The sequence below is a fragment of the Frigoribacterium faeni genome (assembly GCF_011761235.1).
GTDB lineage: Bacteria > Actinomycetota > Actinomycetes > Actinomycetales > Microbacteriaceae > Frigoribacterium > Frigoribacterium faeni_A.
Window position 1 is genome coordinate 506,602 of record NZ_JAAOYW010000001.1, and the last position, 19,239, is coordinate 525,840.

The 19,239-nt window shown below is 75.0% G+C and carries 21 protein-coding genes and 1 tRNA gene; 15 read left to right on the forward strand and 7 right to left on the reverse strand.

The genetic code is table 11. The annotated features are described in order from the left end of the window. Positions 1-13: 13 nt before the first annotated feature. Positions 14-799: a gamma-glutamyl-gamma-aminobutyrate hydrolase family protein gene (locus tag FHR78_RS02300; RefSeq protein WP_166758889.1), complete on the reverse strand. Its 786-nt coding sequence runs from the start codon at positions 797-799 to the stop codon at positions 14-16. Positions 800-906: 107 nt separating this feature from the next. Next, a complete protein-coding gene (locus FHR78_RS02305; protein ID WP_166758890.1) occupies positions 907-1,596 on the reverse strand; it encodes a pyridoxal 5'-phosphate synthase in 690 nt (229 codons plus the stop codon). Positions 1,597-1,671: 75 nt separating this feature from the next. Between FHR78_RS02305 and FHR78_RS02310 the strand changes: the two genes are divergently transcribed. Continuing rightward, positions 1,672-1,743: transfer RNA gene (locus FHR78_RS02310), tRNA-Arg, on the forward strand. 188 nt (positions 1,744-1,931) lie between these two features. Here FHR78_RS02310 and FHR78_RS02315 read toward each other — a convergent pair. Together FHR78_RS02315 and FHR78_RS02320 are read right to left on the reverse strand one after the other, a co-directional pair. Further along, complete coding sequence (locus tag FHR78_RS02315; RefSeq protein WP_166758891.1) at positions 1,932-2,147, reverse strand: hypothetical protein; 216 nt, start codon at positions 2,145-2,147, stop codon at positions 1,932-1,934. A gap of 149 nt (positions 2,148-2,296) precedes the next feature. Beyond that, the gene (locus FHR78_RS02320; RefSeq protein ID WP_347878012.1) at positions 2,297-3,190 is read right to left on the reverse strand and encodes an EamA family transporter; all 894 of its coding nucleotides are present in this window, start codon (positions 3,188-3,190) and stop codon (positions 2,297-2,299) included. A gap of 82 nt (positions 3,191-3,272) precedes the next feature. On the opposite strand from FHR78_RS02320, the gene FHR78_RS02325 reads away from it, so the two are divergent. From FHR78_RS02325 to FHR78_RS02350, 6 genes are all read left to right on the forward strand, one after another. Further along, positions 3,273-3,680, forward strand: a complete 408-nt coding sequence (locus tag FHR78_RS02325) for a hypothetical protein (protein ID WP_166758513.1) — start codon at positions 3,273-3,275, stop codon at positions 3,678-3,680. A gap of 158 nt (positions 3,681-3,838) precedes the next feature. Further along, positions 3,839-5,848: a TPM domain-containing protein gene (locus FHR78_RS02330; protein WP_166758893.1), complete on the forward strand. Its 2,010-nt coding sequence runs from the start codon at positions 3,839-3,841 to the stop codon at positions 5,846-5,848. Positions 5,849-5,973: 125 nt separating this feature from the next. After that, a complete protein-coding gene (locus FHR78_RS02335) occupies positions 5,974-6,696 on the forward strand; it encodes a PspA/IM30 family protein (protein WP_166758894.1) in 723 nt (240 codons plus the stop codon). Further along, positions 6,693-7,802 (forward strand): DUF418 domain-containing protein, encoded by a 1,110-nt coding sequence (locus tag FHR78_RS02340; RefSeq protein WP_166758895.1) that lies wholly within the window; start codon positions 6,693-6,695, stop codon positions 7,800-7,802. The genes FHR78_RS02335 and FHR78_RS02340 overlap by 4 nt, the downstream gene beginning before the upstream one ends. Further along, a complete protein-coding gene (locus FHR78_RS02345; RefSeq protein WP_166758896.1) occupies positions 7,799-8,626 on the forward strand; it encodes an arginase family protein in 828 nt (275 codons plus the stop codon). Before FHR78_RS02340 ends, FHR78_RS02345 begins: the two co-directional genes overlap by 4 nt. After that, positions 8,623-9,429: a crotonase/enoyl-CoA hydratase family protein gene (locus FHR78_RS02350; protein WP_166758897.1), complete on the forward strand. Its 807-nt coding sequence runs from the start codon at positions 8,623-8,625 to the stop codon at positions 9,427-9,429. Before FHR78_RS02345 ends, FHR78_RS02350 begins: the two co-directional genes overlap by 4 nt. A gap of 104 nt (positions 9,430-9,533) precedes the next feature. On the opposite strand, the gene FHR78_RS02355 is transcribed toward FHR78_RS02350, so the two are convergent. Then, entirely contained in the window at positions 9,534-9,704 is a 171-nt protein-coding gene (locus FHR78_RS02355) for a CsbD family protein (RefSeq protein ID WP_123546355.1), read from the reverse strand. Positions 9,705-9,887: 183 nt separating this feature from the next. On the opposite strand from FHR78_RS02355, the gene FHR78_RS02360 reads away from it, so the two are divergent. The 3 genes from FHR78_RS02360 to FHR78_RS02370 are packed head-to-tail and all read left to right on the forward strand — an operon-like array spanning position 9,888 to position 12,459. Beyond that, on the forward strand, positions 9,888-11,288 hold the full coding sequence (locus FHR78_RS02360; protein WP_166758898.1) for a dihydrolipoyl dehydrogenase family protein: 1,401 nt from the start codon (positions 9,888-9,890) through the stop codon (positions 11,286-11,288). Next, positions 11,285-11,641: a Fe-S oxidoreductase gene (locus FHR78_RS02365; RefSeq protein ID WP_347878013.1), complete on the forward strand. Its 357-nt coding sequence runs from the start codon at positions 11,285-11,287 to the stop codon at positions 11,639-11,641. The genes FHR78_RS02360 and FHR78_RS02365 overlap by 4 nt, the downstream gene beginning before the upstream one ends. Continuing rightward, entirely contained in the window at positions 11,638-12,459 is an 822-nt protein-coding gene (locus FHR78_RS02370; protein ID WP_166758899.1) for an SDR family NAD(P)-dependent oxidoreductase, read from the forward strand. The genes FHR78_RS02365 and FHR78_RS02370 overlap by 4 nt, the downstream gene beginning before the upstream one ends. 7 nt (positions 12,460-12,466) lie before the next feature. Here FHR78_RS02370 and FHR78_RS02375 read toward each other — a convergent pair whose 3' ends face one another. Next, positions 12,467-13,420 carry an SIP domain-containing protein gene (locus FHR78_RS02375; RefSeq protein WP_166758900.1) on the reverse strand — a complete coding sequence of 318 codons (954 nt, stop codon included), beginning with the start codon at positions 13,418-13,420 and terminating at the stop codon, positions 12,467-12,469. Between the two features lie 104 nt (positions 13,421-13,524). Continuing rightward, positions 13,525-13,983 (reverse strand): SIP domain-containing protein, encoded by a 459-nt coding sequence (locus tag FHR78_RS02380; protein WP_347878014.1) that lies wholly within the window; start codon positions 13,981-13,983, stop codon positions 13,525-13,527. A 277-nt stretch (positions 13,984-14,260) separates the two neighbouring features. Here FHR78_RS02380 and FHR78_RS02385 point away from each other — a divergent pair, with 277 nt between their 5' ends. From FHR78_RS02385 to FHR78_RS02405, 5 genes are read left to right on the forward strand one after another with little or no spacing between them, the layout of a single operon-like run. Continuing rightward, positions 14,261-15,781, forward strand: coding sequence for an ABC transporter substrate-binding protein (locus FHR78_RS02385; RefSeq protein WP_166758901.1), 1,521 nt, complete (start codon positions 14,261-14,263; stop codon positions 15,779-15,781). Next, a complete protein-coding gene (locus tag FHR78_RS02390; RefSeq protein WP_166758902.1) occupies positions 15,778-16,731 on the forward strand; it encodes an ABC transporter permease subunit in 954 nt (317 codons plus the stop codon). The genes FHR78_RS02385 and FHR78_RS02390 overlap by 4 nt, the downstream gene beginning before the upstream one ends. Further along, entirely contained in the window at positions 16,728-17,645 is a 918-nt protein-coding gene (locus FHR78_RS02395) for an ABC transporter permease (protein ID WP_166758903.1), read from the forward strand. Before FHR78_RS02390 ends, FHR78_RS02395 begins: the two co-directional genes overlap by 4 nt. Beyond that, complete coding sequence (locus tag FHR78_RS02400; RefSeq protein ID WP_166758904.1) at positions 17,642-18,415, forward strand: ATP-binding cassette domain-containing protein; 774 nt, start codon at positions 17,642-17,644, stop codon at positions 18,413-18,415. Before FHR78_RS02395 ends, FHR78_RS02400 begins: the two co-directional genes overlap by 4 nt. After that, entirely contained in the window at positions 18,412-19,221 is an 810-nt protein-coding gene (locus tag FHR78_RS02405) for an ABC transporter ATP-binding protein (protein WP_347878015.1), read from the forward strand. Before FHR78_RS02400 ends, FHR78_RS02405 begins: the two co-directional genes overlap by 4 nt. The last annotated feature ends 18 nt before the right edge of the window (positions 19,222-19,239 follow it).

Sequence of the window (19,239 nt, forward strand, 5' to 3'; positions counted from 1 at the left end):
CGACGCGCGGTCGTCAGGCCGCGCGGGCGGCGGCGCCGGCCTGCTCGGCGAGCAGCGACAGCAGCAGCGGGAGCTGGCCGCGGTCGGCGCCGCGGTCCTCGGGGTGCCACTGCACGCCCGTGATCGGGGCCGTCTCGTGCTCGACCGCCTCTACTTCCCCGTCGGCGGTCCGGGCGACGACCCGCAGGCCCTCGCCGAGGCGGTCGACGGCCTGGTGGTGAGCGCTGCGGACCCGCGCCGTCGTGGCGCCGAGGGCCGCCGCCACGCGGCTGCCGGGCTCGAGCACGACGTCGTGGTCGACCATGAGGCTCTCGACCGGACCCGAGCCGCGGTGCACCCCGTGGGCGTCGTCGAGGTGGGGCACCAGGGTGCCGCCGAGGGCCACGTCGATCACCTGGTGACCGCGGCAGATGCCGAGCAGCGGGGTGGACCGGGCCAGCGCCCGACGCACGAGGGCCACCTGGCCGGCGTCCGCCTCCTCGTCGTGGCGTCCCTCGCCCTCGTAGCCGCGACGGCCGCCCCAGGTCGCCGGGTCGAGGTCCTCGCCGCCGGCGACGACGACGGCCGCGGCGCCGTCCGTCGCCCGCAGCAGCTCGGCGGCCCCGAGGTCGCCCGCGGCGAAGCGCCGGGCGTCCCAGCCGAGCTCGGCCGCGGCCTCGACCAGCCGCTCGTTGAGCGTCTGCACGTACGCGTGGTACCGCGGCGCTTGGGGCCTGCGCCGCGTCACCTCGACCACGGCCAGCATCGGGGCCGCGGCGACGACGGCAGCGGACCCGGGGCGGACGAGAGAGGAAGTCATGCCCCCATGGTCGTCCGCGCCCGCCGGGGTCGCCAGCCGTGTGTCGCTCGGTTACGCCGCAGCCGCCGCGCGGGCGCGGGCCCGGACCCGGACCCGGGTCGGGGTCGTCAGGGCCAGAGGGAGGCGCGGCGCCAGTCGTCGCCGACGCGGTCGTACCGCACGCGCACCTGGTCGCGGCCGATCGTGGCCTGCCAGAACTCGACCGACACGGGCAGCACGCGGTAGGCGGTCCAGTCGTCGGGCACGAGCTCGTCGTCGGCCTCGACGCGGCTCCGCGCACGGTCGAGCGCCGCCTCGGCGGCTGCCTCGTCGTCGACCTCGGTGCTCTGCGGCACGGCGATCGCCACAGCGCGGGAGTCGGGGTGCCGGTGACGGAAGTCCTGCTCGGCGACCTCGCGCGGGCCGGCGACGGCGGACCCCGTCACGCGCACCTGGCGCCCCTGGGCGGCCCAGAGGAAGGTCAGGGCCACGCGCTCGTCCTCGGCGATCTGCCGGCCCTTCGGGCTGAGCGACGACGAGGTGAACCAGAAGGCCTCGTCGACGTCCTTGAGCAGGAGCGTGCGCGCGGTAGGACCCGACGCCGACGACGCCGTCGACAGGACGAAGGCGTGGGGCTGCACCACGCCCGCGTCGACCGCGGCGTCGAGCCAGTCGAGGAACAGCCCGACGGGCTCGGCCGGCGACGACCGCACGTCGAGCTCGGTCACGTCGGGGCGAGGCGACGCGGCGGAGCGGACACGGTCGCGGAACGACGACGAGGACGAGGAGGCGCTGGGCGCGGAGTCGGGAGGGGTCACCCGCCCAGCCTGCTCCCGTCCCGTCGTCGCGTCCGTCGGGCCGCCGAATCGCTGCTAGCCTTGTCGACGTCCCTGGCCCCCATAGCTCAGGGGATAGAGCACTGCCCTCCGGAGGCAGGGGCGAAGGTTCGAATCCTTCTGGGGGCACCGCACCTCCTGGTCGTCTGATCGGGAGCACCGCGCCTCCCGCCGCTCGGCGAGGGGCGACACGACGAAGGCCCCGCAGCTGCGGGGCCTTCGTCGTGGTGGCGGCGTCTCGTCACGCCCTGCCTGCCGAGGGAACGGCGTGACCGGCTCACGACATCGTCGTCGCGGGGACGGTCACGGACCGGGTCTCAGCTGTAGGTCAGCGCGATCACGGCGACGTCGAGCGTGCGGTACACGCCCTCGGCGCGGGTCGCCGTGCGGACGCGGCCGCGCAGCACCTCGAAACGGTCGTCGGCCTCGTGCACGAAGCCGATGACTCCTGCCGTCGGCGTCGAGACGCGGTGGAAGCCGTCGCCGAGCGGCACGACCTCCGCTCGCGAGGTCTTCTCAAGAACAGCACCCATGATGTCCTCCTCTGGTCGGGGCGGCCTCGGGTAGGCCGGTCACCGGACAGTACCCCGCGAATCCGGAGGGACGGGGTACACGACGTCCAGCCTGGCTCATGACGACGACGGGTCGACGCCCCGACGATCCGGCCCGTCAGGGTACAGCGTCAGGTCGGCGGAGCCTCGGCGACGGGATCGGCACGACGTGGCCGTCGAGCGGTCGCGGTGACGCCGACGCTCGCCGCCGTGACGAGGGCGAGGGCGAGCAGCTCCCGGGCGCCCAGCGCCTGGCCGAGCACGACCAGCCCCGCCACCGCGGCGGTGGCCGGGCCGAGGCTCGACAGCACCCCGAACACGCGCGTCGGCAGGCGGCGCAGGGCGACCATCTCGAGGGAGTAAGGCAAGGCGCTCGTGAGCACGGCGACGAGCAGGAACACGAGCAGGAGGCTCGGGTCGGCCGAGACGGCCACGGCCGCGTCGCGAGCGCCCAGCGGCACCACGATGACGGCGGCCACGGTCATCGCCACGGCGAGGCCGCCGAGGGAGTCGTCGCCCCGGCCGAGGCTCGCGTTGGCGACGATGTAGCCGGCCCAGAACGCCCCCGCCCCGAGCGCGAGCAGGATGCCGACGAGCGGCGTGGCCCCGGTCGAGTCGAGCCCGAGCACGACGACGCCGCCCAGGGCGAGGACCGCCCACGCGGCGTCGACGACGCGACGCGTCTGCACGAGCGCCACCACCAGGGGCCCGAGGAACTCGAGCGTCACGGCCACCCCGAGGGGCACGACGTCGATCGCGAGGTAGATGAGCAGGTTCATGCCGGCCAGGGCGGCGCCGAGGAGCACGACGCCCAGCCAGGTGCGACCCGACCAGCCGCGGACGCGGGGACGGAACACGGCGAGCAGGACGAGGGCGCCGAAGCCGAGGCGCAGCGCCGCGGCCCCGTGCGGGCCCAGGGCGTCGAAGTGCGTCCGCGCCAGGGCCGCGCCGAACTGCACGGACACGATGGCCGCGACGGCGAGCAGCGGGGCGGGGACGCGCTCGAGCGCTGGGGGGCGGGTCACGGTCGGCGGTCTCCGGGGTCGTCGGGGCTGGTCGAGTCTAGGACGGTCCGTGCACCGGCACCCGTCACAGTACGATCGAGCGGTGTCCGATGCCCTCTCCGTCGTCTCCCCCGTCGTGGAGCTGTTCGGCTGGTTCGGCTTCGTCGTCGGCACCCCCTTCGTGCTCGCGGGCACGCTCATGCGCGCCTCCGCCCGTCGGTGGGAGGAGACCGTGGGCGTCGTCATCCCCCCGCCCGGCTGGGCACACGCCGCCACCGCGCGCTGGATGGACTCGTCGGGCGAGCTGCACGAGACGGAGTTCGCCGACCTCCCGATCGACACCCCGGTCGAGACCGAGCTGACCGTGCACTACGACCCCGTGCGTCCTTCCCGTCCCCGGCTCGACCCGCCGCACGAGGACGGACGGGCGCTGCGCATCGTCGGCCGGGTGCTGCTCGGGGTCGGCGCCGTCTGCGCGCTCGCCTCGATCGTGCTGCTGTTCGTCGACTGAGACCCCTCCCCAGGGGCGCACCTCGGGGGCTCGGTCCCCGGGCGGCGCCGTCCCGGGCTCGGGGCAGGGCCCCGTGGCTAGACTCCAGCCATCACACCGAGGGGAGAACCGTGGTCGTCAGCGCGAGGGGTCGACGAGGCCGACGACGGGTGCGCGGCGTGGTCGCCGCCGCTGTGATCGGGCTGCTCTCGGCCGCCGTGGGCGCGGGCCTCGTGGCGTCGCCCGCCGCCGCCGCCCCGCCGGTCGACCTCGCCGGGGCGTACGTCCTCGACGAGGCGGGCGTCCTGTCGACGGCCGAGGCCTCGCAGGTGCAGGACAGCCTCGACCGGCTGTCGGCCGACGCGGGCATCGACCTCTTCGTCGTCTACGTCGACTCGTTCGACTCCCCGGCAGACAGCGCGGCCTGGGGGCTCGCGACGGCCGAGCGGAACCAGCTCGGCACCGACGACGTGCTGCTCAGCGTCGCCGTCGACGACCGCGTGTACGACCTCTCCGTGTCGTCCAGCTCGACCATCACGGCCGGCCAGCAGGAGGCCCTGCAGTCGGACGTGCTCGAGCCCGAGCTGCGCGACTCGGACTGGGCCGGCGCCGCCGTCGCCCTGGCCGACGGCATCGCGGCCGACGCCGCGGGCCCCGACCTCTCATGGCTGCTCTGGGCCCTCCTCGCCCTCGTCGTCGTCGCGGCCGCCGGGGCCGTGGTCTTCGCGGTGGTGCGGTCGCGCGCCCGACGCCGCGCGTTCCGCTCGGCCGAGGCGGCGCAGCTCCAGCTCGACCGGCGGGCGGCGGCCCTGCTCGTGGCACTGGACGACGAGCTCACCGCCGGCGCCCAGGAGGTCGGCTTCGCCGCCGCGCAGTTCGGCGACGAGGCGGTCGCCCCGTTCGCGTCCGCCCTCTCGCAGGCCCGGGAGAAGGCGCGCGAGGCCTTCGAGCTGCAGCAGCGCCTCGACGACTCGGTGCCCGACTCGCCCGAGCAGCGTCGGGAGTGGACCGAGCGGATCGTGCAGCTCTGCGACGAGGCCGGACGGTCCCTCGACGAGCAGTCGGCCGCCTTCGACGCCCTGCGGGCCGACGAGGAGCGCGCCCCGCGCGACGCCGCGGCCCTGCCCGGCGAGGTGTCGTCCCGGCGGGAGAAGGTGCAGGCGGCGCGCGCCCGTGTCGCCCAGCTGCAGCAGACCTACTCGGCCCGGGCCGTGGCCACCGTCGCCGACGACCCCGACCAGGCCGACCGACTGCTCGTCTTCGCGGACGAGTCGGCCGCGACCGCGACCGCCGCGCTGGCGCGGGACGACGCCGGCGAGGCGGTGGGCGCCGTCCGCGCCGCCCGCCAGGCGCTCGGCCAGGTCGACCAGCTCGTCACGTCCGTCGACCAGGCGGCCGAGGCCCTGCGCACCGCCGCGACGACGATCGCCGCGCTCTCGGCCGAGCTGCGGCAGGACGTTGCCACGGCCGAGTCCCTGCCCGCGGACCGTGCGCCCGAGGGCGTCGACGTCCCCGGCTCGGTGGCTGCTGCGCGGGCCGCCGTCGCCCTGGCCGAGACGCAGACCGACGACCCCCTCGCCGTCCTCGCCGGGCTCGAGGCCGCGAACGTGCGCATCGACGCCGTCCTCGCCGCGCTCCGCGACGCCGCTCAGCGCGACCGGCGGGCACAGGCGGCCCTCGACCAGGCGCTGCTCACCGCCCGCAGCCAGATCAGCGCGGCGCGCGACTTCATCGAGACACGGCGCGGGGCGGTCGGCCCGCAGCCCCGCACCCGCCTGTCGGAGGCGGAGCGGCACCTCGCGACCTCGGTCTCCCTCGCGACGACCGACCGCGACCAGGCCCTCGGCGAGGCGCACCTCGCCGTCCAGCTGGCCGGCACCGCCGCCTCCGAGGCCCAGGCCGAGGTCTCGTCGTACCAGCAGGGCATGCCGTTCGGCGGGGGCGGCGGCGGCGGCGGGCGCGGCGGCGCGGACCTCAGCGGCATCGTGACCGGCCTCGTGCTCGGCGGGCTGCTCGGCGGGGGCGGCCGCGGCGGGGGCGGCGGCGGATTCGGGGGCGGCGGCTTCGGCGGAGGCGGCGGCCTCGGCGGCCTCGGCGGCTTCGGCGGACGCAGCGGCGGAGGCGGCGGCTTCGGCGGCGGAGGCGGCGGCGGGGGCGGCGGACGCCGTTCCGGCGGCGGACGCTTCTAGGCGACGACCGGAGCTCGCAGCAGGCCTGCCCCTCCGACGGACACGGCATCACGACATCACGACACAACCCTCCGGCGGGCGCCGCCCGTCGGGACCCACGCACCACCCCACGAGAGGACACCACCATGGCGAAGCAGTCCATCTTCGGCCGGATCGCGCAGCTGACGCGGGCCAACATCAACGCCCTGCTCGACCAGGCGGAGGACCCCGCCCTGATGCTCGACCAGATGGTGCGCGACTACACGAACAGCATCGCCGAGGCCGAGTCGGCGGTCGCGCAGACCATCGGCAACCTGCGCCTGCTCGAGCAGGACCACGCCGAGGACGTCGCCGCGGCCGCCGACTGGGAGCGCAAGGCCCTGGCCGCCAGCAACAAGGCGGACCAGCTGCGGACCGCGGGCAACGCCGCCGACGCCGACAAGTTCGACGCGCTCGCCAAGGTCGCCCTCGGCAAGCAGATCTCGGCCGAGAAGGAGGCGAAGGACGCCGAGCCGACGATCGCGTCGCAGACCGTCGTCGTCGACAAGCTCAAGGCCGGCCTCACGGGGATGCGCTCGAAGCTGGACCAGCTCGACGCGAAGCGCAACGAGCTCGTCGCGCGGTCGAAGACGGCCGCCGCGCAGTCCCAGGTCGCCGACGCCCTCGGCAGCATGGACGTGCTCGACCCGACGAGCGAGATCGGCCGCTTCGAGGACAAGGTCCGGCGGGAGGAGGCCAAGGTGCTCGGCCAGCAGGAGCTCGCCGCCTCCAGCCTCGACGCACAGTTCGAGGGCCTCGAGGACCTCGACCAGCAGACCGAGGTCGAGGCCCGGCTGGCCGCCCTGAAGCTGGGCGCGCTCGACGCGTGACGACCGCCTCCGGGTCGCTCGCCCCGCCCTCCGCCGCTCCCCCGGCGGACGGCGGGGCGTCCCGCGTCGTCGCCGTCGACGTCGCCCGGGGCCTGGCCGTGCTCGGCATGTTCGCCGCGCACATGTGGCCCCGGGTCGAGCTCGACGAGCGCGTCTTCGACGGCCGGTCGGCGATCCTCTTCGCGACCCTGGCCGGCGTGTCCCTGGGCCTGTCGTCGGGCGGCGCCCGGCCGGTCGCCCGGGGCCGGCGCTCGCGGGTGGTGGGCTCGGTGCTGATCCGCGCGGCGGTCCTCGTGCTGCTCGGCCTCGTGCTGCAGGCGTGGAACGAGTACGTCCTCGTGATCCTCCCGTACTACGGGGTCATGTTCGCCCTGCTGGCGGTCGTCCTGTTCGCGCCCCGGCCCGTGCTGCTCGGGCTCGCCGCGGTGCTCGCCGTCGTCGCCCCCTGGCTGGCCGACCAGGTGCCCGTCACGACGCTGGGCAGCCCCCTGGCGGGCGGCCTCCCGGGCCTCGCGCAGGACGCGCTGCTCGTCGGGTCGTACCCGGCCCTGGTCTGGCTGCCGTTCCTGCTCGTCGGGCTCGTCGCCGCGCGGAGCGACCTGCGTCGGACCCGGACCGCCGTGCTGCTGCTGGTCGGGGGCGTCGTGGCGGCGGTCGTCGGGTACGGGTCCCGGTGGCTGCCGGGCGCCTCCTCGTGGCCTGCCCTCGACCCGGCGGCGCACGAGGGCGCCCCGGCCGAGATCGTCGGCTCGGGCGGGACGGCCCTCGCCGTCCTCGGCCTGCTGCTGCTCGCCACGCGACCCGCCTGGGCCCCGGGCAGGGTCCTCTCGGTGGCCCTGTCGCCGTTGGCCGCCGTGGGCAGCCAGCCGCTGACCGTCTACTCCGCGCACCTCGTGCTGACGGCGCCGCTCTTCACCCTGTACCGCCTCGACGGCGGACGCTACGGCCTGCCCCTCGGCTGGCTGCTCGCAGCCGTCGTGCTCACCCTCGTCTACGCCGTGCTGTGGCGCCGCTTCGTCGGTCGCGGCCCCCTCGAGCGCGTCGTCGCCCGCGTGAGCCGGCCCTGGTCCGCGCCGGTCGCCCCTGTGCCAGACTCACGCGCATGAGGTTCGTCGTGGTCCCCCAGTGGCAGGGTTCTCCGTCGTCGAGGGCCATGCGGCTCTCGGAGGGCGCCTTCGCGGTGCTGGGCGACCTGCCGGCGAAGTCGACCACGCTCGTCGAGGTCCCCGTGGGCGCCGGCGACTCGCTCGGCACGCGGGTGCACCGCCTCTCGTCGGTCGTGGGCGTCGCCCGGTCGCTGCGGCGCGAGCTCGAGGCCGAGGCGTCCCCCGCCCTCGTCGTCGGCGGCGACTGCGGGGTCGAGTACGCCGCCGTCGGGCACGCGCTCGGTCCCGACACCGCCGTCGTGTGGTTCGACGCGCACCCCGACCTGCACACCCCCCGCTCGAGCGAGAGCGGCGCCTTCAGCGGCATGGTGCTGCGGGCCCTGACCGGCGAGGGCACCGACGAGCTGGCCGCCCTCGACGACGGAGCCGAGCCCGCCCGCCTCTCCCCCGGCCGCATCGTGCTCGCCGGGACGCGCACGTACGACGACGCCGAGGACACCTGGGTCGAGAGCCGCCACGTGCGCTCGGTGTCGTCGCTCGACCTCACCCCGGAGGAGGTCGTCGAGGCGGTGGCCGCGACCGGTGCGACCGAGGTGTACGTGCACGTCGACCTCGACGTGCTCGACCCCGGGTCCGTCGACGGCCTGCTCGACCCCCAGCCCTTCGGCCTCGACCCTGCCGTGCTGGTCGCGAGCATCGCGGCCCTGAAGGAGCGGTTCACGCTCGTCGGCGCCGGCCTGTGCTCGTTCGCGCCGGTCGACGCGACGGCCGCGGCCGACGACATGGGCACGATCCTCCGCGTCGTCGGGGCGCTCGCGCGATGACCGTCGACCCGACGACCGGCGAGCGGCCCCGCGTCTCGGTCGAGCGCGACGGGCACGTGCTGGTCATCGGCCTCGACCGCCCCGAGAAGCGGAACGCGGCCGACCTGCGCATGCTGCGCGAGCTCTCGCTGGCCTACGGGCTGCTCGACCGCGACCCCGACCTGAGGGTCGGCCTGCTCGTCGGCCACGGCGACCACTTCACGGCGGGCCTCGACCTCGCCGACGTCGCCCCGGCCGTGGGCGACACGGGACTCGACGTCGTGCCCGAGGGCGGGCTGCACCCGTGGCAGGTCGACGGCCGTCAGCTGACGAAGCCGGTCGTCGCGGCCGTGCAGGGCACCTGCCTGACCCTCGGCGTCGAGCTCGCCCTCGCGAGCGACGTCGTGATCGCCGAGGCGGGCACCCGCTTCGGCCAGATCGAGGTCGGCCGGGCCATCCTGCCGTTCGGGGGCGCCACCCTGCGGCTGCCCCGTCGGGTCGGCTGGGGCGACGCGATGCGCTGGATGCTCACGGGCGACCTCTTCGACGCCGAGGAGGCGCGGCGCATCGGGCTCGTGCAGGAGGTCGTCCCCGAGGGCGAGGCCCGCACCCGCGGCCTCGAGCTCGCGCGTCGGATCGCGGCCCAGGCGCCCCTCGCCGTGCAGGCGACCCTGGCGAACGCCCGGCTCGCCGTGCGGGAGGGCGACGCGGCCGCCGAGGCGGAGCTGCAGCCGGAGCTCGTGCGGCTGATGCGCACCGACGACGCCCGCCGCGGGATGGAGGCGTTCCTCTCGAGGACGCAGGCGGAGTTCGAGGGTCGCTGACCGCCTCCTCGTGTCGACCTGACCGGCACGGCCGACCGCGGGCGCACGCAAGAGCCCGCCTCCCCGAGGGGGAGACGGGCTCGTGGAGAACGAGGCGGATCGACCTACTTGAAGACGTCCTTGACGTCCTCGCCGACCTTCTTGGCGGACGCGCCGGCCTGGTCCTTCTGACCTTCGGCCTTGAGGCTGTCGTCGCCCTTGCGGTCTCCGATGGCCTCCTTCGCCTTGCCGGCGATGTCCTGAGCGGCGTTCTTGATCTTGTCGTCGAGTCCCATGGTGACCTCCTCGCTACGGGCGCCGTCTGCGCCTTTTCCAGCACCGTACGCCCCAACCCCGCCCCCGTCCCGCGGCTCCCACCGCCCGCTCAGGAAACGGCCAGCGGCTGTCCGGGTCGTCCGCGGGACGCCGCCTGACGGGACACCGGCGCTCGACAGGGGCCCAGGACTACGGTCTGAGCCATGACGACTTATGACCTCATCGTGATCGGAGCCGGCGCGGTCGGCGAGAACGTGGCGGACTACGCCACCCGCAGCGGTCTGGAGGTGGCACTCGTCGAGGCGGAGCTCGTCGGCGGCGAGTGCTCGTACTGGGCCTGCATGCCGTCGAAGGCGCTGCTCCGGTCGACCTCCGTGCTGCGGGCCGCCAAGTCGGTCGGCGGCGCCGCGCAGGCCGTGACGGGCGACGTCGACGTCGCCGCCGTCCTGCGACGCCGCGACTCGTTCACCAGCGGCTGGGACGACTCCGGCCAGGCCGACTGGGTGGGGTCGGCGGGCATCGACCTGATCCGCGGCCACGCCACCATCACCGGCGTCAAGGAGGTCACGGTCGACGGGACGGTCCACACCGCCCGCCACGCCGTCGTGGCCGCCACCGGCTCCTCCGCCCTGCTGCCCGACGTCCCCGGCCTGGCCGAGGCCCGCCCGTGGACCAGCCGCGAGGCCACCAGCGCCCAGACCGTGCCGCAGAGCCTCGTCATCGTCGGCGGCGGCGTCGTCGCCCTCGAGATGGCGACGGCCTACCGCGGCCTCGGGTCGACGGTCACCGTGCTGGCCCGGAGCGGCCTGCTCGGCGGCCAGGAGCCCTTCGCGGGCGAGCTGGTCGGCGACTCCCTGCGCGAGATGGGCGTCGACGTCCGCGTCGGGTCGTCTCCCGCCTCGGTGCTGCGCACCGAGCACGACACCGTCGAGGTGACCCTCGACGACGGCGGCGTCGTCGTCGCCGACGAGATCCTCGTCGCCACCGGGCGGGTGCCCCGCACGTCCGACCTCGGCCTCGAGAACGTCGGCATCGAGCCGGGCGACTGGCTGCAGGTCGACGACACCCTGCTCGTGCACGGCACCGACTGGCTCTACGGCGTCGGCGACGTCAACCACCGGGCCCTGCTCACCCACCAGGGCAAGTACCAGGCGCGGGCCGCCGGCGAGGTCATCGCCGCCCGCGCGCTCGGCCGCGAGCTCCGCACCGAGCCCTGGGGCGCCCACGTCGCCACCGCGGACGACGCCGCGGTGCCGCAGGTGACCTTCACCGACCCCGAGGTGGCGAGCGTCGGCCTCACCGCCGACGCCGCGGAGAAGCGCGGCATCGACGTCAAGGTGGTCGACTACGACCTCGCCGCCGTCGCGGGCTCGGCCCTCCACTCGGACGACTACGCGGGCAAGGCCCGCATCGTGGTCGACGAGGCGCGCAAGGTCATCGTCGGCGCGACGTTCGTCGGGCCCGACGTGGCCGAGCTGCTGCAGGCCGCGACCATCGCCGTCGTGGGCGAGGTGCCGATCGACCGCCTGTGGCACGCCGTCCCCGCCTACCCGACCGTGAGCGAGATCTGGCTGCGCCTGCTCGACGCCTACGGCCGTCCGTGAGGAACCCGTTCCTCGACTCCCCCGTGTCGCGGCTCGGCTGCGCCTGGGCCACCGCCGTCGGCCTCGCCGTCGGCGTGCCGCTCAGCGTCGGCCGGGTCCGCGTCGTCGGCGACCTGATCGTCTGCCGGGGGCTCCCCCGGTGGGCGTTCAGGCGCGGAGGCACGTGCGTCGGCCGGGTCTACCTGACCCGCGACAACGACGGCCCCCGCGTGCTGCAGCACGAAGCCGTGCACGTGAGGCAGTGGCAGAAGTACGGCATGCTGATGCCGTTCCTGTACTTCCTGGCCGGCAGCGACCCGCTGACGAACAGGTTCGAGATCGAGGCTGGCCTCGAGGAAGGCGGATATCGATGACCCGCACCGTGATCATCACCGGAGCGAGCAGCGGCATCGGCCGGGAGGCCGCCGTCGAGCTCGCGCAGAACGGCGCACAGGTCGCCGTCGTGGGCCGCAACGCCGAGCGCACCCGCGCGGTCGCCGACCAGGTCGGCGGCCGGGCCTTCGTGGCCGACTACGACCGCCTCGACGACGTCCGCCGCCTCGCCGACGAGCTGCTCGAGGCGTACCCGCGCATCGACGTGCTCGCGAACAACGCCGGCGGCCTGGTGAGCGAGCGCTCGCTGAGCCACGACGGGCACGAGCGCATCCTGCAGTCGAACCACCTGGCTCCGTTCCTGCTGACGCGCCTCCTGCTGCCCCGTCTGCTCGAGAGCTCGGGCCGCGTCGTCTCGACGGCCAGCGTGGCGAACCTGTTCGGCAGCGTGCGCCTCGACGACCTCGACTGGGCGAAGCGGCCGTGGCTCGGCGGCTGGCGGCAGTACGGCACGAGCAAGATCGAGACGATCCTGTTCGTCCGTGAGCTCGCCCGGCGCACCGGCCTCGAGGCCTTCTCGTTCCACCCGGGCATCGTCAAGACGTCGTTCGGCTCGTCGTCGCCGATGTGGCGCATGGCGAACGTGCTCTCGAACGGCAACTACGGCATCTCGGCCCACGCCGGCGCGGTCCCGCTGATCCAGCTGGCCGGGCCCAGCTCGGTGAGCGTCGAGAACGGCACCTACTTCGAGCAGCTCAAGCCCCACGGGCGGCTGCACCGGCACGCCCAGGACGACCTGCTGGCCGAGGCGCTCTGGGACAGGACGAGCGAGATCGTCGGGCTCGACCCCGAGGCGTGAGGCCGCGCTACATCTCGGCGCGGCCGAGCCGCCAGTAGCCCATGAAGGCGACCTGGCGGCGGTCGACGCCGACCTCGCTGACGAGGAACCGACGCAGGGCCTTGATCGCCCCGGCCTCGCCGGCCAGCCACGCGTAGAAGTCGCCCTGCAGGGCTGCGCCGTGGGGCGCCTCGCCCTGCGGGACGTCCCAGAGCACGTCGTGCTCGATGTCGACCTCGTCGAGCTCGACGCCGCGGTGCCACGCGGTCATGTAGCGAGCGGTCCAGCCGCGCACGGCCGTCTGCAGGCGGGCGCCGAAGGCGGCGTCGCGCCCGTGGTCGGGGTCGCCCGACCGGGGCAGCCAGTGCACCGTGACGCCGGCGGGCGCCGACAACGGCAGCACGTCGTCGGCGGTCGGCACCTCGAGGAACACGCAGCCCCGGGCGTCGGCCGGCAGGGACTCGACGATGGAGCTGATCGCGGGCACGGCGGTCTCGTCGCCGGCGATCATGACCGTCGACGCGCCTCCGGGGGCCCACTCGACGCCGCTGCCCGTGACCCCGCTCGTGGCGTCGGGGCCGATCAGCATCGCCTCGTCGCCGACCCGGGTGCGGGCGAGCCAGGCGGCTGCGGCGCCCTGGTCGCCGTGGCTGACGAAGTCGACGTCCACCTCGCGCCGGTGGGGCCGGACGGCCCTGGCCGTGTAGGTGCGGAAGGCGTTCTGCTCGTGCGCGGGCAGCGCCCGCCACGACGGCCACCAGTCGTCGACGGGGAACGTGTCGTAGCCCGTCGCCTCGAGGGGCAGCACCAGCTTGATGCGCTGGTCGAGGCCGTCGACCCCGAAGTCGCCCAGGTCGTCGCCGGTGAACGTGACGCGCACGAAGTGGGGGCTGAGGGCGCGCAGCGCCGCGACGCGCACCCGGTAGGGGCGGTGGGCGGGCTTCGGGCGGGCCTGGGGCCGAGCCGGTGCGGTGATCGTCACACCAGCAGCCTAAGGCATGCCTTACCTAACCCGACCAGGGCCGTCTCGACGTCGAGCCACACCGGGCCGACGACCGTCGCCGAGGAGGGCGGAGGAGGCGCGCCTCAGACCGCGGTCGCGCCCCGGTCGCGAGAGAACACGTCGTGCAGGTCGCGGCGCAGGCCCCACGCGAACGCCTCGGGCCCGCCGATCCAGATGAGGTGCTCGGCCTCGGCGAGGGCGTCGGCGTCGACGTACATCTCGGCGAGCCAGGCCCGCACGGCACGCTCGACGGCCTCGCCGGGCGCGCACGACAGGCCGCTGCCGGGGACGCCCGACCGGCGGTCGCGGGCCAGCCACGTGACGGTCACCCGGCCGGGCGACGTCAGGGGCTCGACGTCTGCCTCGGAGGCCACCTCGACGAAGACCTGGCCGCGAGCGCACAACGGCAGCGACGCGAGCATGGCGCGGAGCGTGGGGACCGAGGAGGCGTCGCCCGCGAACAGCACGCGGATCGCGTCGTGCGGCAGGGGCGGGTCGGCGAAGTCGAGGAACATGTCCTGCCCAATGTAGGTGAGCCTCACCTCATCCGCCACTCCGGGGCGGACCTCGCGGCGGGCACACAGGAGCGGCCGCCGCCTCCGTCCCCGCGGGCAGGCCGTGTAGTAGATTCTCTGACGTCCACGGGTCCGGCAGCGACCCGGGGGCGAGGGGCGGCACGTCAGTCCGGCAGCGACGACGAGCCAGCCGCGGTCCGACGTCCACAAGCGACGACGGTCCTCCTTCGACCGGGGTGAGCAGGTCGCCACGAGCGACGACGCCCACCGACCCGAACCGCTCCCGAAAGGCACCTCCACCGCCATGCGCCCCTCCCGCCTCCTCGTCCCCGTGGTCGCCGCCGCCGCCTCCCTCGCCCTGCTCGCCGGGTGCAGCTCGGGGGGCTCCGACCAGCAGGGCACCGGCGCCGACGCGACGGTCACCGTCGGCCTCGTGCTCGAGCCGACCGACCTCGACGTGCGCACCACCTCCGGCATCGCCCTCGACCAGGTGCTGATCGACAACGTCTACCAGGGGCTCGTCGGCCGCACGCAGGACAACGAGATCGTCGACGTGCTCGCGTCGCAGCACTCCGTCAGCGACGACGGCCTGACCTACACGTTCACGCTGCACGACGACGTGGTGTTCCACGACGGGCAGCCGATGACCGCCGACGACGTGGTCTGGTCGCTGCAGCAGGTCGCCGACGACGAGTCGGTCCCCGGCCACGCCGACCTCGCGTCGGTCGCCGACATCAGCTCCCCCGCCGCCGACACGGTGCAGCTCACGCTCTCGCAGCCCGACTCGGCGCTGCTGTTCGCCCTGACCGGACGGGCCGGGCTCGTGCTCGAGCAGGCCGCCACGAACGACCTCTCGACCACGGCCAACGGCACCGGCCCGTTCCGCCTCGCGTCGTGGACGCAGGGCGACAGCCTCCGCCTCGAGCGCAACGACGACTACTGGGGCGACGCGGCCGGCGTGGCCGGCGTCGTGTTCCGCTACGTGACCGACAGCTCGGCCGCGATCAACGCGACGCTCTCGGGCGACCTCGACGTGCAGACCGCGGTCGACGCGACGCTGGCCTCGCAGCTCGACGGCGTCGACGGCATCTCGGTCGAGAAGGGCCAGACGACCGACAAGTACACGCTCGCCTTCAACAACGCGGTCGAGCCGTTCACCGACCCGCGGGTGCGGCAGGCGATCCGGATGGCGGTCGACAACGACGCGCTCATCGCCGCCGTCGGCGGCTCGGCCGTCGACCAGGGCGGGCCGATCCCCGAGCTCGACCCCGGCTACGAGGACCTCACCGACGTCGACGCCTACGACCCCGACCAGGCCCGGCAGCTGCTGGCGGAGGCGGGCCACGCCGACGACCTCGACCTCACGCTCGAGTACGCGAACTTCTACCCCGCGGCCATCGGCGACGTGCTCACCACCCAGCTCGCGGACGTCGGGGTGACCCTGAGCGTGCAGCAGGTCGACTTCACCACGTGGCTCAACGACGTGCTGGCACCGCCCGCCGACGGCGGCACGCGCGACTTCCAGCTGAGCATGGTGAACCACGCCGAGACGCACGACTTCTCGAACTGGGCCGACCCGACGTACTACTGGGGCTACGACTCCGCGCCGGTGCAGCAGCTCTACGCCGAGTCGCTCGCCGCGACCGACCCCGAGGTCGCGGCCGAGAAGCTCGCCGAGGCGGCCCGCATCGTGTCGGAGGACGCCCCGGCCGAGTGGCTGTACACGGCCACGACGCTGACCGCCGTCCGCGACGGGGTGACCGGGTTCCCGACCTCGTCGACCAGCACCCGCCTCGACCTGTCCGAGCTGGCCGTCTCGGAGTGACGAGGTTCCTGCTCGGACGGACGGCCCTCTTCGCCCTGGGGCTGGTCGTCGCGAGCGTGCTGGTCTTCGCGACCCTGCGCCTCCTGCCCGGTGACGTGGCGCAGGCCATCGCCGGCACGACGGGCTCGCCGGCCCAGGTGGCGGCGCTCCGCGAGCAGCTCGGCCTCGACCGCCCGGTCGCTGCCCAGTACCTCGACTGGGCCGGCGGGCTGCTGCGCCTCGATCTCGGGGAGTCGCTCGTCACCGGCACGCCCGTCGCCGGCGAGATCGCCGAGAAGCTCGGCGTGACCCTGCCGCTGGCAGGACTCTCGCTGGTCTTCGGGCTGCTGATCGGGGTCCCGGCGGGCGTCTGGGCGGCAGCCCGCCAGCGGCGCCCGTCCGGCCTCGTCGTCGGCATCGGGGCGCAGGTGCTCGCGGCCGTGCCCGCGGTCTGGCTCGGCATGCTGCTCATCGCCCTCTTCGCCGTCACGCTCGGCTGGCTGCCGACCCAGGGCTGGCCGCTCGACGGCTGGCAGGAGCCCGGACGCGCCCTTCGCTCGCTCGTGCTCCCGGCGCTCACCATCGGCGTCATCGAGGGAGCCGTGCTGCTGCGGTTCACCCGCTCGGCCACGCTCTCCGCCCTCGACCAGGACTACGTCCGCGCCGCCGCGGCCAAGGGGACGACCCTCGACCGTGCGCTGCTGCGCCACGGACTGCCCAACGTCGCGCTCAGCGTCGTGAGCGTCCTCGGCCTGCAGGTCGTGGGCCTCGTCGTCGGCGCGGTCGTCGTCGAGCAGCTGTTCACCCTGCCCGGGCTCGGCCGCATGCTCGTCACCGACGTCGGCCGGCGCGACCTGACCAAGGTGCAGGGCGAGCTCATGGCCCTCACGGCGATCGTGCTGTTCGTCGGGCTGCTCGTCGACGTGCTGCACCGGCGGCTCGACCCCCGGCTGCGCGAGGTGGAGCGATGAGGCGCGGGTCGTTCGTGCGTGCCCTGCTGCGTCGACCCCAGGGCGCCGCGGCCGTCGCGTGGCTCGCCCTCGTGGCCCTCGCCGCCGCGGTCAGCCGGGTCTGGACGCCCGCCGACCCGTTCCGCACGGATCCCTACTCGGCCTGGCTGCCTCCCTCGGGCTCGCACCTCTTCGGCACCGACGCGGTCGGTCGCGACATCGCGAGCTACGTGATGGCCGCGAGCGGCACGACCGTGCTCGTCGCGGTCTGCTCGGGGGCGCTCGCCCTGGTCGTCGGGCTCGGTCTCGCCGCCCTCGGGTCGCTGACGGCCCGGGCCGTGCGCGAGTCGGTCGCCGTGCTCATCGACGTGCTGGTGGCGTTCCCGACGATCCTCGTCGCGATGGCCCTCGCCGCGGCGTTCGGCGGGTCGCTCGGCGTCGTGGTCGTCGCCTCCGGCCTCGGCTACGGGGTGACGATTGCCCGGGTGTCGCGCAGCGAGATCCGCCGCGTGGCCCGCGAGGACTACGTCACGGCCGCCCGCGCCTCGGGCGCCGGCACGGCCCAGGTGCTGCTGCGGCACGTGCTGCCGAACATCGCCCCGGTCTTCGTCGTCCAGCTGTCGCTCGCGATGGCGACGTCGATCCTCGCCGAGGCGGGGCTGTCGTTCCTCGGCTACGGGGCGTCGGCCGAGACCGCGTCGTGGGGGCGCCTCCTCGCCGACCTGCAGAAGTTCCTCGGCGTGCACCCGTGGACGATCGTCTGGCCGGGCCTCGCCATCACCCTCACCGTCCTCGCCCTCAACCTGCTCGGCGACGCCGTGCGCGACGCGGCCGACCCGAGGCTGCGGCCGAGCGGCCGCGTGGCCGAGACCGGGCCCGCGGCCGCTGCCGGACCGGTCGCCGCCGTCGACCCCGCGCCCGGAGTGACCTCGTGACCCTCGACGTCGACGACCTCACCGTCACGATCGGCGGCCGCCGCGTCGTCGACGGCCTCTCGCTGCACCTCGCCGACGGCGCCCGCCTCGGGCTCATCGGCGAGTCGGGCTCCGGCAAGTCGATGACGACGCTCGCCGTGCTCGGGCTGCTGCCGCCCCAGGCCGTCGTGACGGGCAGCATCCGGCTCGACGGCCGTGAGCTCGTGGGGCTGTCCGATCGCCAGCTGGCCCCGCTGCGCGGCGCGACGATCGCGGCCGTGTTCCAGGATCCCCGCAGCGCCCTCGACCCGGTCATGACCATCGGACGCCAGGTCGCCGAGCCGCTGCGCCTGCACGGGCGCGTGAGCCGGTCCGAGGCGCGTCGACGCGCCGTCGAGGCGCTGGCCGAGGTCGGGCTCGACGAGTCGGTCGCCGGCTCGTGGCCTCACCAGCTGTCGGGAGGCCAGCGCCAGCGGGCCGTCATCGCCACGGCCCTGATCGCCCGGCCGGCCGTGCTGCTCGCCGACGAGCCGACGACCGCGCTCGACGTCACGACCCAGGCCGAGGTGCTCGAGCTGTTCCGCCGCCTCGTCGACGAGCGCGGGGCCTCGTTGCTCTTCGTGACCCACGACCTCGCGGTGCTCGCCCAGGTGGCCGAGGAGGCGTCGGTGCTGTCCCGGGGACGCGTGGTCGAGAGCGGGCCGGTCGGCCGCCTCCTCGGCTCTCCGGTCCACCCCGTGACGCGCGACCTCGTCGAGGCCACCCGCGCGACGACCTGGAGGGCCCCGTGACCGACCTCGACCCCACCCGCGCCGACGCGCCCCTGCTCAGCGGGCGCGGGCTCTCGCGCACCTTCACGCTCCCCCGACGGTCGCCGTTCCAGCCGGGGCCGGTGCGGCACGCCCTCGTCGACGCCGACCTCGACGTCGGCCGGGGCGAGAGCGTCGCCCTGATCGGCGAGTCGGGCTCGGGCAAGTCGACCCTGGTGCGCCTGCTGCTCGCCCTCGACCGTCCCACCGCGGGCACGGTGACGTTCGACGGGCGGGAGGTGCGGCCCGACCGCGCGTCGCGCCTCCGCTGGTTCCGCCGGCGCACCGGGGTCGTCCTGCAGGACCCGTACAGCTCGCTCGACCCCCGCATGCGCGTCGGCGACGTCGTGGCCGAGCCGCTGCGCCTGCTGCACCTGCCGGGCGACCACCCGGGGATGGTCGCCGAGGTGCTCGAGCGGGTCGGCCTCGACCGACGCGACGTCGACGCCTGGCCGCACGAGCTGAGCGGAGGCCAGCGCCAGCGCGTCGCCCTGGCGCGCGCCGTCGTGCACGGCCCCGAGCTGCTCGTCGGCGACGAGCCGATGAGCGCGCTCGACGTCACCGTGCGCGCCCAGGTGCTCGCCCTGCTCGCCGAGCTGCGCGACGACCTCGGGCTGTCGCTGCTGATCGTGTCGCACGACGTCGGCCTCGTGCAGCACCTCAGCGACCGCGTCGCCGTGCTGCAGGGCGGGCGCATCGTCGAGCAGGGCGTCACGGCCGAGGTGCTGGCGCGGCCGCGGCACGACTACACGCGGCGGCTCATCGCCTCGGTGCCGACGCTCGACTGACCGCGGCGCTCGTGCCCG